The sequence below is a fragment of the Pseudomonas oryziphila genome (assembly GCF_003940825.1).
Classification (GTDB): domain Bacteria; phylum Pseudomonadota; class Gammaproteobacteria; order Pseudomonadales; family Pseudomonadaceae; genus Aquipseudomonas; species Aquipseudomonas sichuanensis.
In genome coordinates this window covers 3,391,192-3,403,280 of record NZ_CP034338.1, presented here as the reverse complement: position 1 = coordinate 3,403,280, position 12,089 = coordinate 3,391,192, and the positions used below count along the sequence as shown (strand labels likewise).

16 protein-coding genes are annotated in these 12,089 nt (G+C 65.4%); 13 read left to right on the top strand and 3 right to left on the bottom strand.

What is annotated here, in order from left to right; translation table 11 throughout:
- Nucleotides 1–181: 181 nt before the first annotated feature.
- From EJA05_RS15845 to ureG, 8 genes are all read left to right on the top strand, one after another.
- Nucleotides 182–1,015 carry an urease accessory protein UreD gene (locus tag EJA05_RS15845; RefSeq protein WP_125858962.1) on the top strand — a complete coding sequence of 278 codons (834 nt, stop codon included), beginning with the start codon at nt 182–184 and terminating at the stop codon, nt 1,013–1,015.
- Between the two features lie 11 nt (nt 1,016–1,026).
- Nucleotides 1,027–1,329 carry an urease subunit gamma gene (locus EJA05_RS15840; RefSeq protein ID WP_110992797.1) on the top strand — a complete coding sequence of 101 codons (303 nt, stop codon included), beginning with the start codon at nt 1,027–1,029 and terminating at the stop codon, nt 1,327–1,329.
- 10 nt (nt 1,330–1,339) lie between these two features.
- Nucleotides 1,340–1,657, top strand: a complete 318-nt coding sequence (locus EJA05_RS15835) for an urease subunit beta (RefSeq protein ID WP_125861332.1) — start codon at nt 1,340–1,342, stop codon at nt 1,655–1,657.
- Complete coding sequence (gene ureC / locus EJA05_RS15830; protein WP_125858961.1) at nt 1,654–3,357, top strand: urease subunit alpha; 1,704 nt, start codon at nt 1,654–1,656, stop codon at nt 3,355–3,357. The genes EJA05_RS15835 and ureC overlap by 4 nt, the downstream gene beginning before the upstream one ends.
- A gap of 110 nt (nt 3,358–3,467) precedes the next feature.
- Entirely contained in the window at nt 3,468–3,959 is a 492-nt protein-coding gene (gene ureE / locus EJA05_RS15825) for an urease accessory protein UreE (RefSeq protein WP_125464412.1), read from the top strand.
- Between the two features lie 19 nt (nt 3,960–3,978).
- Nucleotides 3,979–4,524, top strand: a complete 546-nt coding sequence (locus tag EJA05_RS15820; protein WP_125858960.1) for a HupE/UreJ family protein — start codon at nt 3,979–3,981, stop codon at nt 4,522–4,524.
- Complete coding sequence (locus tag EJA05_RS15815) at nt 4,524–5,198, top strand: urease accessory protein UreF (protein WP_125858959.1); 675 nt, start codon at nt 4,524–4,526, stop codon at nt 5,196–5,198. The genes EJA05_RS15820 and EJA05_RS15815 overlap by 1 nt, the downstream gene beginning before the upstream one ends.
- 11 nt (nt 5,199–5,209) lie before the next feature.
- Complete coding sequence (gene ureG, locus EJA05_RS15810) at nt 5,210–5,842, top strand: urease accessory protein UreG (protein ID WP_125464409.1); 633 nt, start codon at nt 5,210–5,212, stop codon at nt 5,840–5,842.
- A gap of 27 nt (nt 5,843–5,869) precedes the next feature.
- Here ureG and EJA05_RS15805 read toward each other — a convergent pair whose 3' ends face one another.
- Nucleotides 5,870–6,070 (bottom strand): hypothetical protein, encoded by a 201-nt coding sequence (locus EJA05_RS15805; RefSeq protein ID WP_125858958.1) that lies wholly within the window; start codon nt 6,068–6,070, stop codon nt 5,870–5,872.
- Between the two features lie 406 nt (nt 6,071–6,476).
- Between EJA05_RS15805 and EJA05_RS15800 the strand changes: the two genes are divergently transcribed.
- From EJA05_RS15800 to EJA05_RS15790, 3 genes are all read left to right on the top strand, one after another.
- A complete protein-coding gene (locus tag EJA05_RS15800) occupies nt 6,477–6,698 on the top strand; it encodes a hypothetical protein (RefSeq protein ID WP_125858957.1) in 222 nt (73 codons plus the stop codon).
- 99 nt (nt 6,699–6,797) lie between these two features.
- Nucleotides 6,798–7,037 (top strand): hypothetical protein, encoded by a 240-nt coding sequence (locus tag EJA05_RS15795; protein WP_125858956.1) that lies wholly within the window; start codon nt 6,798–6,800, stop codon nt 7,035–7,037.
- Nucleotides 7,038–7,204: 167 nt separating this feature from the next.
- Nucleotides 7,205–8,110 (top strand): LysR family transcriptional regulator, encoded by a 906-nt coding sequence (locus tag EJA05_RS15790; protein WP_125464405.1) that lies wholly within the window; start codon nt 7,205–7,207, stop codon nt 8,108–8,110.
- Between the two features lie 79 nt (nt 8,111–8,189).
- On the opposite strand, the gene EJA05_RS15785 is transcribed toward EJA05_RS15790, so the two are convergent.
- The gene (locus tag EJA05_RS15785; RefSeq protein ID WP_110992806.1) at nt 8,190–8,606 is read right to left on the bottom strand and encodes a RidA family protein; all 417 of its coding nucleotides are present in this window, start codon (nt 8,604–8,606) and stop codon (nt 8,190–8,192) included.
- The gene (locus tag EJA05_RS15780) at nt 8,606–9,922 is read right to left on the bottom strand and encodes a flavin-containing monooxygenase (protein ID WP_125858955.1); all 1,317 of its coding nucleotides are present in this window, start codon (nt 9,920–9,922) and stop codon (nt 8,606–8,608) included. The genes EJA05_RS15785 and EJA05_RS15780 overlap by 1 nt, the downstream gene beginning before the upstream one ends.
- A 314-nt stretch (nt 9,923–10,236) precedes the next feature.
- Between EJA05_RS15780 and EJA05_RS15775 the strand changes: the two genes are divergently transcribed.
- Nucleotides 10,237–10,914: a DUF1028 domain-containing protein gene (locus EJA05_RS15775; RefSeq protein ID WP_125464403.1), complete on the top strand. Its 678-nt coding sequence runs from the start codon at nt 10,237–10,239 to the stop codon at nt 10,912–10,914.
- A complete protein-coding gene (gene argE, locus EJA05_RS15770) occupies nt 10,907–12,067 on the top strand; it encodes an acetylornithine deacetylase (protein ID WP_125858954.1) in 1,161 nt (386 codons plus the stop codon). The genes EJA05_RS15775 and argE overlap by 8 nt, the downstream gene beginning before the upstream one ends.
- The last annotated feature ends 22 nt before the right edge of the window (nt 12,068–12,089 follow it).

Below are 12,089 nucleotides of genomic sequence, written 5' to 3'. Positions count from 1 at the left end.
CCCGTGGCAGCGTCGATTGAATACATCGTAGGAAAATTCATTCGGATTCATCTGATTACTTGGCCTGCAACCTGCAACATCCCGTTCATGAATTTTGATCGATTGGTCAGGCAGCCCCGCTGGCATGGTATTCAAGACGCCACGCCAGAGCGGCCCAGGCCACGGATGACGGGGGTTTTGGATGTCCTTGCCGGAGCCGCACACGGCACACGATGAGCAGGCGGGCTGGAGCGCGCACCTGCAGCTGCGTTTCGTCCAGCGCGAGGGCGTGACCCGGCTTGGTGCGCGCCGCCATGTCGGACCTCTTTTGGTGCAGCGGCCGTTCTACCCCGAGGGCGCCCCATGCCACGTTTATGTGCTGCACCCGCCCGGCGGCATCGTCGCCGGTGACCGCCTGGAGCTGGACATTCACCTTGAAGCGGGCAGCCACGCGCTGCTGACCATGCCCGGCGCCAGCAAGTTCTACCGCAGTATCGGCCCGACCGCACGGTTGGCGCAGCGTTTCCACCTGGAGGCCGGCAGCACCCTGGAGTGGCTGCCCCAGGACAGCATCTTCTTCAATGGTGCCCGCGCCAGCCTCGACAGCCGTTTCACCCTGGCGCCCGGTGCCCGCCTGCTGGCCTGGGAAACCCTGTGCCTGGGCCGCCCGGTGATGAATGAACGGTTCGAGCAGGGCGCCCTCGACAGCCGCCTGTGCATCGAACTGCCCGACGACCCCGGCTTGCACGAGCGCCTGCGCATCGACGGCGGGCGCCTGGACAAGCTTGGCGGCCACCCATTGCTCGCCACCTTCTGTGCAGCGCCCGCGGACGCACAGGTGCTGGAGCAGGTGCGCGCACTGCTGGATGAACTGCCCACGCCAGCCGGCGCAACCCTGCTCGGGCAACTGCTGGTGATTCGCCTGCTCGACCATGACAACCAACACCTGCAACACCACCTGCAGCGCCTCTGGCACTTGCTGCGCCCGGCCGTGCTCGGCCTGGCGCCGTGCCCGCCGCGCATCTGGGCCACCTGAAGAGAGCCTCCATGGAGCTGACCCCAAGAGAGAAAGACAAACTGCTGCTGTTCACCGCCGCCTTGCTGGCCGAACGGCGCCTGGCCCGTGGCCTGAAGCTGAACTACCCGGAGGCCGTGGCGCTGATCAGCGCGGCGGTGCTCGAAGGCGCCCGCGATGGCCGCACGGTGGCCGAGCTGATGAGCCTGGGCCGCGAAGTGCTGGTGCGCGAACAGGTGATGGACGGCGTGCCGGAGATGCTCCACGACGTCCAGGTCGAAGCCACATTCCCCGACGGCACCAAGCTGGTGACCGTGCATGACCCTATCGTCTGAGGTGCTGCCCATGATCCCCGGAGAAATCCAGGTCGCCGCCGGCGACATCGAACTCAACGTCGGCCGCGCCACGGTCAGCGTCAGTGTGGCCAACCATGGCGACCGGCCGGTGCAAGTCGGCTCGCACTACCACTTTTATGAAGTCAACGATTGCCTGGTGTTCGAGCGCGAGCCGGCCCTGGGCTTTCGCCTGGACATCCCGGCCGGCACCGCCGTGCGTTTCGAGCCGGGCCAGGCGCGCACCGTGCAGTTGGTGGCCTACGCCGGCAAGCGTGAAGTGTATGGCTTCCAGGGCAAGGTAATGGGCGCGCTGGAGAGCAAGGTATGAGCCGTATTTCCCGTCGGGCCTATGCCGACATGTTCGGCCCCACCGTCGGCGATCGCGTGCGCCTGGCCGACACCGCGCTGTGGGTGGAGGTGGAGAAAGACTTCACGGTCTATGGCGAAGAGGTCAAGTTCGGCGGCGGCAAGGTGATCCGCGACGGCATGGGCCAGGGCCAGATGCTGGCGGCCGAGGCCATGGACCTGGTGCTGACCAACGCGCTGATCATCGACCACTGGGGCATCGTCAAGGCCGATATCGGCGTCAAGCACGGGCGCATCGCCGCAATCGGCAAGGCCGGCAACCCCGACGTGCAGCCCGGTGTGACGGTGGCGGTCGGGCCGGGCACCGAGGTGATCGCCGCCGAGGGCAAGATCGTCACCGCCGGTGGCATCGACTCGCACATTCATTTCATCTGCCCGCAGCAGGTCGAAGAAGCGCTGACCAGCGGCGTCACCACCTTCATCGGTGGCGGCACCGGGCCGGCCACCGGCACCAACGCCACCACCTGCACCCCCGGGCCCTGGTACCTGGCGCGCATGCTCCAGGCCGCCGACAGCCTGCCGATCAATATCGGCCTGCTGGGCAAGGGCAACGCCTCGCGCCCCGAGGCGCTGCGTGAGCAGATCGCCGCTGGTGCGGTGGGCCTCAAGCTGCACGAGGACTGGGGCTCGACCCCGGCGGCAATCGACTGCTGCCTGAGCGTGGCCGAAGAAATGGATATCCAGGTGGCGATCCACACCGACACCTTGAACGAGTCCGGTTGCATCGAAGACACCCTGGCCGCCATAGGCGACCGTACCATCCACACCTTCCACACCGAGGGTGCCGGCGGTGGCCATGCCCCGGACATCATCCGCGCGGCGGGGCAGGCCAACGTGCTGCCGTCATCGACCAACCCGACCCTGCCGTACACCGTCAACACGGTCGATGAGCACCTGGACATGCTGATGGTCTGCCACCACCTGGACCCGAGCATCGCCGAGGACGTGGCCTTCGCCGAGTCGCGCATCCGCCGCGAGACCATCGCCGCCGAGGACATCCTCCACGACATGGGCGCCTTCGCCATGACCTCGTCCGACTCCCAGGCCATGGGCCGGGTCGGCGAGGTGGTGCTGCGCACCTGGCAGGTGGCGCACCAGATGAAGCTGCGCCGCGGCCCGCTGGCGCCGGACAGCAGCTACAGCGACAACTTCCGGGTCAAGCGCTACATCGCCAAGTACACCATCAACCCGGCGCTGACCCATGGCATCGGCCACGAGGTTGGCTCGGTGGAAGTGGGCAAGCTGGCCGACCTGGTGCTGTGGGCACCGGCGTTCTTCGCGGTCAAGCCGGCGCTGGTGATCAAGGGCGGCATGATCGTCACCGCGCCCATGGGCGATATCAACGGCTCGATCCCCACGCCACAGCCGGTGCACTACCGTCCGATGTTCGGTGCCCTGGGCGCGGCGCGGCATGCCACGCGCATGACCTTCCTGTCCCAGGCCGCCATGGACCGTGGCCTGCCCGAGGAGCTGAAGCTGCAAAGCCTGATCGGCGTGGCCCGCGGCTGCCGACAGGTGCGCAAGGCAGACATGCTGCACAACACCCTGCAGCCAGTGATCGAGGTCGACTCACAGACCTACCAGGTGCGCGCCGACGGCGAGCTGCTGGTGTGCGAGCCGGCCAGCGAACTGCCGCTTGCCCAGCGTTATTTCCTGTTTTGAATGGTTTGGCTGGACGGGTATCTGTGGGAGCGGGCTTGCCCCGCGATGGATGGCACCGCCGTTCCCACGTCCCCAGGCCCGCAAGACCGATTTGATTGAAAGGAGTGAACATGATCGTACTTACCCGCAGGGTCGCCGACGCCGAAACGGTGACCGGCAGCGTCACCCTGACTGTCGACAGCCGCATCAAGAGCCGCCTGCGCGTGACCCTGGACGACGGCCGTGATGCCGGCTTGATGCTCGAACGCGGCCACCTGCTGCGCGGTGGCGAGCTGCTCGCCGATGCCGAAGGCGGCCAGGTGATTCGTGTGCTCGCCGCGCCCGAAGCGGTATCCACCGTGCGTTGCAGCGACCCGCACCTGCTGGCGCGCGCCGCCTACCACCTGGGCAACCGCCATGTGCCGTTGCAGATCGAACCGGGCTTGCTGCGTTACCAGCACGACCATGTGCTCGACGACATGCTGCGTGGCCTGGGGCTGACGGTGGCGGCCGAACAGGCGCCGTTCGAGCCCGAGGCCGGCGCTTACCAGAGCGCACCGCACAGCCACAGCCATAGCCACGCTCACGACCATCCCTTCGTGCGCCTGCAAGCCCATTCCTGAACACCTCCTGGAGCCGACCATGAAAAAGACTTTCGCCCTGATGCTGCTGATGGTGGCCCTGCCGGCCTTCGCCCACCCCGGCCACGACACCAACCCCTTGCAGGATGGCCTGCTGCACCCGTTGACCGGCCTCGATCATTTGCTGATGCTGCTCGGCACCGGCGTGCTCGCCGCGCTGACCGGCCGCACCCTGGCCCTGCCGCTGGCCACCTTGGCGGCCATGTTCGGCGGCGCGGTGTGCGGCCATCTGTTCGGTGATGTGGTCGGCATGGAGCAGATGATCCTCGGCTCCCTGCTGGTGGCCGGCGCGGCCATGCTGCTGCCCAGCCGCCAACTGCTGCTGTCGCTGATCATGCCGGTGTTCGCCCTGTTCCATGGCTGGGCCCATGGCGTCGAGGCCACGCCAAGCGCGTTCTGGCAGTTCAGCGCCGGCTTCGTCACCGTCAGCGGCCTGCTGCTGGCCGCAGGCTTTGCCGTCGGTTGCCTGCTGCGCCGCCATGCCGGCCTGCAGAAGGCCTTCGGCGGCGGCCTGCTGGCCGGTGCCGCGCTGGTGCTGGCAGGCTGATGAACAGCGACCTGGCGCTGCTGCGCCTGCTGCAGCTGGCCAGCCCCGGCCTGCCGGTGGGGGGCTTTACCTACTCGCAGGGCCTGGAGTGGGCGGTCGAAGCCGGCTGGGTACGAGATACCGCCAGCTTCGCCGCCTGGCAGCGTGAACAACTGCACGACACCCTCGGCTACCTCGACTGGCCGCTGCTGGCGCGCCTGTACCGTGCCTGCCAGTCGGGCGACGCCCAAGCCTTTGCGCATTGGAGCCGCTTTCTGCTGGCCAACCGCGAAACCGCCGAGCTGCGCCTCGAAGAGCAGCAGCGCGGCAGCGCCCTGGCGCGCCTGCTCGATGGCTGGCAACTGGGCCAGGCGCCGGCCTGGCGGCCCAGCCTTGAACTCAGCCAGCTTGGCGGCATGGCCTGGCTTGGCGCGCACTGGTCGATCCCGCTGCGCCAGCTCGCCCTCGGCCTTGGCTTTGCCTGGCTGGAGGGGGCGGTGATGGCCGGGGTCAAGCTGGTGCCGTTCGGCCAGCAAGCGGCGCAGAGCCTGCTGCGTGATCTGGGCGATGAATTGCCCGCAGTACTCGATCAAGCCCTGGCGCTGGAAGACGACCAGCTCGGCGGTGGCCTGCCGCTGCTGGCCATCGCGTCGTCACGCCATGAAACCCAATACACCCGTTTGTTCCGTTCCTGAGGACTGCCTAGATGGAAAACTACCAGCAACCCCTGCGTGTCGGTGTCGGTGGACCGGTCGGCTCCGGTAAGACCGCGCTGCTCGAATGCCTGTGCAAGGCCATGCGTGATCACTATCACATCGCTGTGGTGACCAACGACATCTACACCAAGGAGGACCAGCGCATCCTCACCGAAGCCGGTGCCCTGGAGCCTGAGCGTATTGTCGGCGTGGAAACCGGTGGCTGCCCGCATACTGCGATCCGCGAGGATGCCTCGATGAACCTTGCGGCTGTGGAAGGGCTGGCGCGCAAGTTCGGTAACCTTGAAGTGATCTTTGTCGAGAGCGGCGGCGACAACCTCAGCGCCACCTTCAGCCCGGAGCTGGCCGACCTGACCATCTACGTGATCGACGTCGCCGAAGGCGAGAAGATCCCGCGCAAGGGCGGGCCAGGCATCACCAAATCGGACTTCCTGGTGATCAACAAGACAGACCTGGCGCCCTATGTGGGCGCCTCGCTGGAGGTGATGGAGCGCGATACCAATCGTATGCGCCCCGAGCGGCCCTGGACCTTCAGCAACCTGAAGAAGGGAGAAGGGTTGCAGGCCGTGATCGATTTCATCGTCGAGCGCGGCATGTTGGGGGGAAGTGCCAAGTTGCGCTGATTCCGGGCCTGTAGGTTGGTGAAAGGCTCACTCAAATTCGGCGATAGGCTCGCAGTCGTCACCAACCAGCTTGAAGCCTGGCTCGCATGGCAGGCCAGCCGAGGTCCCGACCGACATCGGCGGGCCATCGGTCTGCCCTGGCGCAAACAGGGCAAGTTGGTTGTGCAACCCGGCCTGTGCCAGGCAGGTGGTGGTTAGCAGGATAATCATCATCAGAGGTTTCAGCATGCAGATCTCCTTGGGTAAGCGCTGTTCGACGCACGAGGTGGCTTTTTGACGTTATTGGTCACAGACGCTTCTGCGACCGAGGCAAATCTATTCGGCCATGGCTTGATTGGGGATGAGGGGGTTCTTCTGGTGTCGTAGGAAAATGCACTGGTGTGGTCGACTGGGGCGGTGCTGTTGCAGGTGCCGATCTGCACTGCGAACAGGGTGTGGCCTGTGCTACGGACGCTGCGTTGTGGCTGACGCGCTTTTCCTACTGGGCGGCGGATGGTTTCCAGGAGGCGTGTAGGGTTTTACCTATCTTCACTGACTGGGCTGATGGGTAAAGTCTGCCGGGCTTTCGGCGGAGGGATTAAGACGATTCGCCCGCCGTAGGTAATTCCCGGTAATCCCATTCAAGGAAACAGGTATGAAGAAGATCGCTTTGATCGCCCTGTTGGCAGCGGTCGGCACGGCCCAGGCTGCGCACAGCAATGAGTCGACGCAAGTCGACTCACCGTTCGCTCAGGTTGAAACCACCAGCAGAACCGTTCAGTTGGCACTGTTTCGACCGCCACCACCAATTCCATGTCCGGAAGGAACGCACAGGACTCCGTTTGGGCACTGTCAACCTGAGTTTGATTTCGATTGACCTTGTCGATCGATTGCACTCACTCGCGATGCAGTCACGTGGGCCAAGATGGACTCCGTACTGCCTCGGGAGACTTCGAAAACAATTCAAGGAAACTGCATGAGAAGAGCGGTATTGATCGGGCTAATGACTTGCGCAGGCATGGCGCAGGCCGCTGGCAACGACGGGACGCCTGACATGTGGCGGGTCGATGAGGTAAGCCGCTCGCCATTTGCCCAGCCGGACAGCCGAGTCGAAAGCAGTCAGCTGGCGCGAATTGGCCATTTGCCGAAGCTGCCATGCCCGGAAGGTACCAAGGAAGTGGGCGACGATTGCGAGCCGCTCGCTGAGTTCGAGTAACCCCTATCTGCTGAACCCATCCTGCCGCGCCTGCGGCGGGATGGCATGGGAAAATGTACTCAAGCCCCAGGCAAATCCTTGCCTGGCCGCCCCGCACACATATCCGCCGCCAAGGTAAGCTGACAGGAAAATTCCGCGCGCCCTCCACGGCGCCAAGAGAGGTGCCTGTGGCTTCCTACACCTTGCGTCAACTCAAGTATTTCGTCACCACCGTAGAGGCCGGCAGTGTCGCCGAGGCCTCACGCCAGCTGTACATCGCCCAACCGTCCATCTCCACGGCGATCAAGAGTCTGGAAGAAAGTTTTGGCGTGCAGCTGTTCATTCGCCATCACGCCCAAGGCGTGTCGCTGACCCCCAGCGGCAAGCGTTTCTACGCCAAGACCCGCGCCCTGCTGCAGATGGCCCACGAGTTCGAACAGAATGCCTTGGCCGACAACGACACGGTGGCCGGGCATATCGATATCGGCTGTTTCGAGACCGTGGCGCCGCTGTACCTGCCACGGCTGATCGCCGGTTTTCGCGCACGTTACCCCGGGGTAGACATCCGCCTGCGCGACGGTGAGCAACAGGAGCTGATCCAGGGCCTGACCGCCGGTACCTTCGACCTGGCGTTCCTCTACGACCATGACCTGGATGGCACCATCGAAGCCGAGCCGCTGATGCCGCCGCAGAAGCCCTACGTGCTGTTGCCGGAGAAACACCGCTTTGCCGGCCAGGCCCAGGTGTCGCTGCGCGACCTGTGCCCGGAGCCGATGATCCTGCTCGATGTGGCGCCCAGCCGTACCTATTTCGTCAGCCTGTTCAACGAACTGGGGCTCACGCCGAATATCGTCTTCAGTTCGCCGTCAATCGAAATGGTGCGCGGGATGGTGGGGCAGGGCTTCGGCTTTTCGCTGTTGGTGACCCGGCCGCATACGGAGTTCACCTATGACGGCCAGCGCCTGGTGATGCTGGATATTGCCGAGCCGGTGACGCTGTCGGGGCTGGCCGCGGCGCACCTGAAACGGGTGCAGTTGACCAAGCCGGCACAGCTGTTCGTGGAGTTCTGTCGGGAAGAGTTGGCCAAGTTCTAAAGAGCATCGCGGGGCGAGCCCGCTCCCACGCCAGTCTCAGCGTGGGAGCGGGCTTGCCCCGCGATTGCATTCCATCGATTTACTGCTGATCCGGCACCACCGCGATCACATCGATTTCCATCAGCCATTCAGCCTGGGCCAGGCCCGCGACCACCAGCCCGGTGGAAATCGGGAACACGCCCTTGAGCCACTTGCCCACTTCCTTGTAAACCGGCTCGCGGAATCGTGGGTCGGTGATGTAGGTGGTGGTTTTGACGATGTGCGACAGGTCCGAGCCGGCCTCTTCAAGCAGTTGCTTGACGTTCTTCATCGCCTGCTCGGCCTGGGCCTGTGGGTCGCCCAGGCCGACCAGACGGCCTTCGAAGTCGGTACCGACCTGGCCGCGTACATAAATGGTATTGCCGGCGCGGACCGCCTGGCACAGGTCATTGTCCAGGGCCTGGTTGGGGTAGGTGGCCTTGGTGTTGAACATGCGAATACGGGTATGGGTTGGCATCAGTGGGCTCCGAGGGTGCTGACGTTGCTGATCGAGGTGTTCTGCCCATCCGCGTTGCGTTGGTCGCGGTCGCGGTAGGCCAGGTAGGTGCGTTGGGTGGCGATATGGCCGGCGACGTGCTTGGCGTCGTGCCATACGCCCCAGATGAACGACGAGCCACGGCGCGACAGCCAGGGCAGGCCGAGGAAGTACACGCCCGGCTCTTTCGACACGCCGCGCTGGTGCTGTGGCTTGCCGTTGGCATCGAAGGCGTCGACCTGCAGCCAGCTGAAGTCCACGCCGTAACCGGTGGCCCAGATGATGCTGGTGACATTGGCCTTGGCCAGGTCCAGTTCGCGCAGCGGGTTGCTGACGCAGTCCGGGTCGGGCAGGCGCTTGCGCGCATCAGGTTCTGCCGGCAGGTCGAGGCCGTTGCGCTCGATGTAGGCGTCGGCGGCATCCAGCAGGGCCAGGTAGTTTTCGTCGCCACGCTGGATGTTGTCGGCCAGGTTGTCCTGGAACCGCGCCACGCCGCCTTCGAACGACTGGGTCAGGCCGACCAGGGTCATGCCCTGGTGGGCGAGGGCGCGGAAGTCCACGGTGTGGCCGCCGCGGGCGCCGGACACGGCGATGGTCACGTGTTCGCGGCCGGGCTTGGCGATTTCCGCGTCCCACTCACCGAGTACGCCCAGCCACCAGCAGAAGTCGCGGTTGCGGTAGCTGCGCGGTGGGCGGTCGTGGGCGCCCACCGACAGGTACACCTGGCGCCCGGCACGCATCAGCTCTTCGGCGATCTGCACGCCGGACGAGCCGGCGCCGACCACCAGCACCGCGCCTGCGGGCAGTTGCTCGGGGTTGAAGTAGGCGGCCGAGTGGATCTGGTGCAGGCGTTCATCTTTTGGCGCGATGGCCGGAATGACCGGCTTCTGGAACGGGCCGGTGGCGGCCACCACGCGGTTGGCGTGGATCACGCCCTGGTTTGTTTCGATGGTGAAGCCCGGGCGGTCGGGGTTGCGCGCCACTTTCTTCACTTCCACGCCGGTGCGCACCGGCAGGTTGTATTTGCGTACGTACTGTTCGAAGTAGTCGGCAACCTGGTCCTTGCCGGCGAAGGCATCGGCGTCCAGGTCGAATTCCAGGCCCGGGAAGCGGTCGTGCCAGACTGGCCCGTTGGCCACCAGCGAGTCCCAGCGGCCGGTGCGCCAGGCCTCGGCGATGCGGTTGCGCTCCAGTACCAGGTGCGGCACGCCGAGCTTGCTCAGGTGTTCGCTCATGGCCACGCCGGCCTGGCCGGCGCCGACCACGAGGGTGTCGATTTGGTAATTGTTCAGTGTCATGTCCGAGCCCTTGTTCAGGCGGTTGTTGTTGAGGTCGGTTGGGAGGACCGCCGTTGCCTGGGGCCAGACTAGGGATGGCTGGTAAATCGCGAAAATAGTATTTAGCTGGGCCTTGCCGATAAATTGGCGAAGGGGGTGTGTGCTGTGGGAGCGGGCTTGCCCCGCGATGCGGCAATCGCGGGGCAAGCCCGCTCCCACGGAGTTTTGCCAACAGGTCCATTAGTTTTTTCCTGTGCAATAGCCATGAAAATGCTCGTTTCGCACCTGCCAGGGCTTGCCGAGAATGCAGGCAAACCCAGACAGGAGCTGCACCCATGACCTTTTCCATCATCGGCCGCTGCCAGGACACCGGCCAGGTCGGCATCGCCATCAGTTCGTCGAGCATCGCCGTGGGCGCCCGCTGCCCCTGGGTGCGGGCCGGTGTGGGCGCAGTCGCGACCCAGAACATCACCTTGCCGGCGCTTGGCCCGCAGATCCTCGATGCCCTCGAACAGGGCCAGCTGCCGCCTGCCGCGGTGCTGGATCAGGTGCTCAGCGCCAACGGTTGGAGCGAGTACCGCCAGGTCACGGTGATCGACAGCCGTGGCCAGGTGGCGCTGTTCACCGGCAAGGAGGCCCTGGGCGTGCACAACGCGGTGGCCGGCGAGCAATGCGCGGCGGCGGGCAACCTGTTGTCGTCCCAGGCCGTGATCGAGGCGATGGTCGGCGCCTTTGAACAGGCCGGCGGCCACCTGGCCGATCGCCTGTTGGCAGCGATGCATGCAGCCATGGCCGCCGGCGGTGAGGCGGGGCCGGTGCATTCGGCGGCGTTGAAGATTGCCGGCGAGCTGACCTGGCCACTGGTTGACCTGCGCGTGGACTGGGCCGAGCAGGACCCGATCGGCGAGCTGGACCAGCTGTGGCAGGCCTATCGCCCGCAGATGCAGGACTACGTGACCCGTGCGCTCAACCCCACCGTCGCGCCGAGCTACGGAGTGCCGGGCGATGAGTGAGCTGTCCAGCCAGACGTTGCTGGCGCGGCTGGTGGGGTTTGCCACCGTCAGCCGTGATTCCAACCTGGAGCTGATCGGCTTCATCCGTGACTACCTGGCCGGGCTTGGGGTCGACAGCGAGCTGTTCCTCAATGAAGAGGGGACCAAGGCCAACTTGTTCGCCACCATCGGCCCGACCGATCGCGGCGGCGTGGTGTTGTCCGGGCACACCGACGTGGTGCCGGTGGACGGCCAGGCGTGGACCGTCGAGCCCTTTGCGCTGACAGAGCGTGATGGCCGGCTGTATGGTCGCGGCACTGCCGACATGAAGGGTTACATCGCCTCGGTGCTGGCAGCCGTGCCGGCGTTCCTGGCGCAACCCTTGAAGCTGCCGGTGCACCTGGCGTTCTCCTATGACGAGGAAGTCGGTTGCCTGGGCGTGCGCTCGATGCTCGAGGCACTGCAGCAGCGGCCACACAAACCAAGGCTGTGCCTGATCGGCGAGCCCACCGAGCTCAAGCCGGTGCTTGGCCACAAGGGCAAGCTGGCCATGCGTTGCCAGGTGCATGGTGCGGCCTGCCATTCGGCGTATGCGCCCTATGGGGTCAACGCGATCGAGTATGCCGCACGGCTGATCGGCAAGCTGGGTGAGATCGGTGACGAGCTGGCGCGGCCCGAGCAGCATGACGAGCGCTTCGATCCGCCGTTCTCCACGGTACAGACCGGGGTGATCAAGGGCGGACGGGCGTTGAACATCGTGCCCGAGGAGTGCGAGTTCGATTTCGAGGTGCGGGCCTTGCCGGGGTTCGAGGCGCAGGCAGTGGCTGACCGTTTGCAGACCTATGCCGAGGCCGAGTTGCTTCCGCGCATGCGGGCGGTGAATGCCGGCAGTGACATCCGCCTGAAGCCGTTGAGCGCGTATCCGGGCTTGGCGACGCCGGCCGACAGTGAGGCGGCGCGGCTGGTGGCGCTGCTCAGTGGGTCTGATGACTTCGGCACGGTGGCGTTCGGCACCGAGGGTGGGCTGTTCGACCAGGCTGGTATCCCCACCGTGGTGTGTGGGCCAGGGAGCATGGACCAGGGGCACAAGCCGGATGAGTTTGTCAGCGTGGCGCAGTTGCGTGGGTGTGATGCGATGTTGATCAGGTTGGCGGAGTACCTGCACACGGCTTGATGGACAGATCGCGGGGCAAGCC

What these genes read in the sequence shown, in the direction of transcription:
- EJA05_RS15845 (WP_125858962.1), top strand. Translation starts at nt 182, where the DNA reads ATGTCCTTGCCGGAGCCGCACACGGCACACGATGAGCAGGCGGGCTGG.
- EJA05_RS15840 (WP_110992797.1), top strand. Translation starts at nt 1,027, where the DNA reads ATGGAGCTGACCCCAAGAGAGAAAGACAAACTGCTGCTGTTCACCGCC.
- EJA05_RS15835 (WP_125861332.1), top strand. Translation starts at nt 1,340, where the DNA reads ATGATCCCCGGAGAAATCCAGGTCGCCGCCGGCGACATCGAACTCAAC.
- ureC (WP_125858961.1), top strand. Translation starts at nt 1,654, where the DNA reads ATGAGCCGTATTTCCCGTCGGGCCTATGCCGACATGTTCGGCCCCACC.
- ureE (WP_125464412.1), top strand. Translation starts at nt 3,468, where the DNA reads ATGATCGTACTTACCCGCAGGGTCGCCGACGCCGAAACGGTGACCGGC.
- EJA05_RS15820 (WP_125858960.1), top strand. Translation starts at nt 3,979, where the DNA reads ATGAAAAAGACTTTCGCCCTGATGCTGCTGATGGTGGCCCTGCCGGCC.
- EJA05_RS15815 (WP_125858959.1), top strand. Translation starts at nt 4,524, where the DNA reads ATGAACAGCGACCTGGCGCTGCTGCGCCTGCTGCAGCTGGCCAGCCCC.
- ureG (WP_125464409.1), top strand. Translation starts at nt 5,210, where the DNA reads ATGGAAAACTACCAGCAACCCCTGCGTGTCGGTGTCGGTGGACCGGTC.
- EJA05_RS15805 (WP_125858958.1), bottom strand. Translation starts at nt 6,070, where the DNA reads ATGCTGAAACCTCTGATGATGATTATCCTGCTAACCACCACCTGCCTG.
- EJA05_RS15800 (WP_125858957.1), top strand. Translation starts at nt 6,477, where the DNA reads ATGAAGAAGATCGCTTTGATCGCCCTGTTGGCAGCGGTCGGCACGGCC.
- EJA05_RS15795 (WP_125858956.1), top strand. Translation starts at nt 6,798, where the DNA reads ATGAGAAGAGCGGTATTGATCGGGCTAATGACTTGCGCAGGCATGGCG.
- EJA05_RS15785 (WP_110992806.1), bottom strand. Translation starts at nt 8,606, where the DNA reads ATGCCAACCCATACCCGTATTCGCATGTTCAACACCAAGGCCACCTAC.
- EJA05_RS15780 (WP_125858955.1), bottom strand. Translation starts at nt 9,922, where the DNA reads ATGACACTGAACAATTACCAAATCGACACCCTCGTGGTCGGCGCCGGC.
- EJA05_RS15775 (WP_125464403.1), top strand. Translation starts at nt 10,237, where the DNA reads ATGACCTTTTCCATCATCGGCCGCTGCCAGGACACCGGCCAGGTCGGC.
- argE (WP_125858954.1), top strand. Translation starts at nt 10,907, where the DNA reads ATGAGTGAGCTGTCCAGCCAGACGTTGCTGGCGCGGCTGGTGGGGTTT.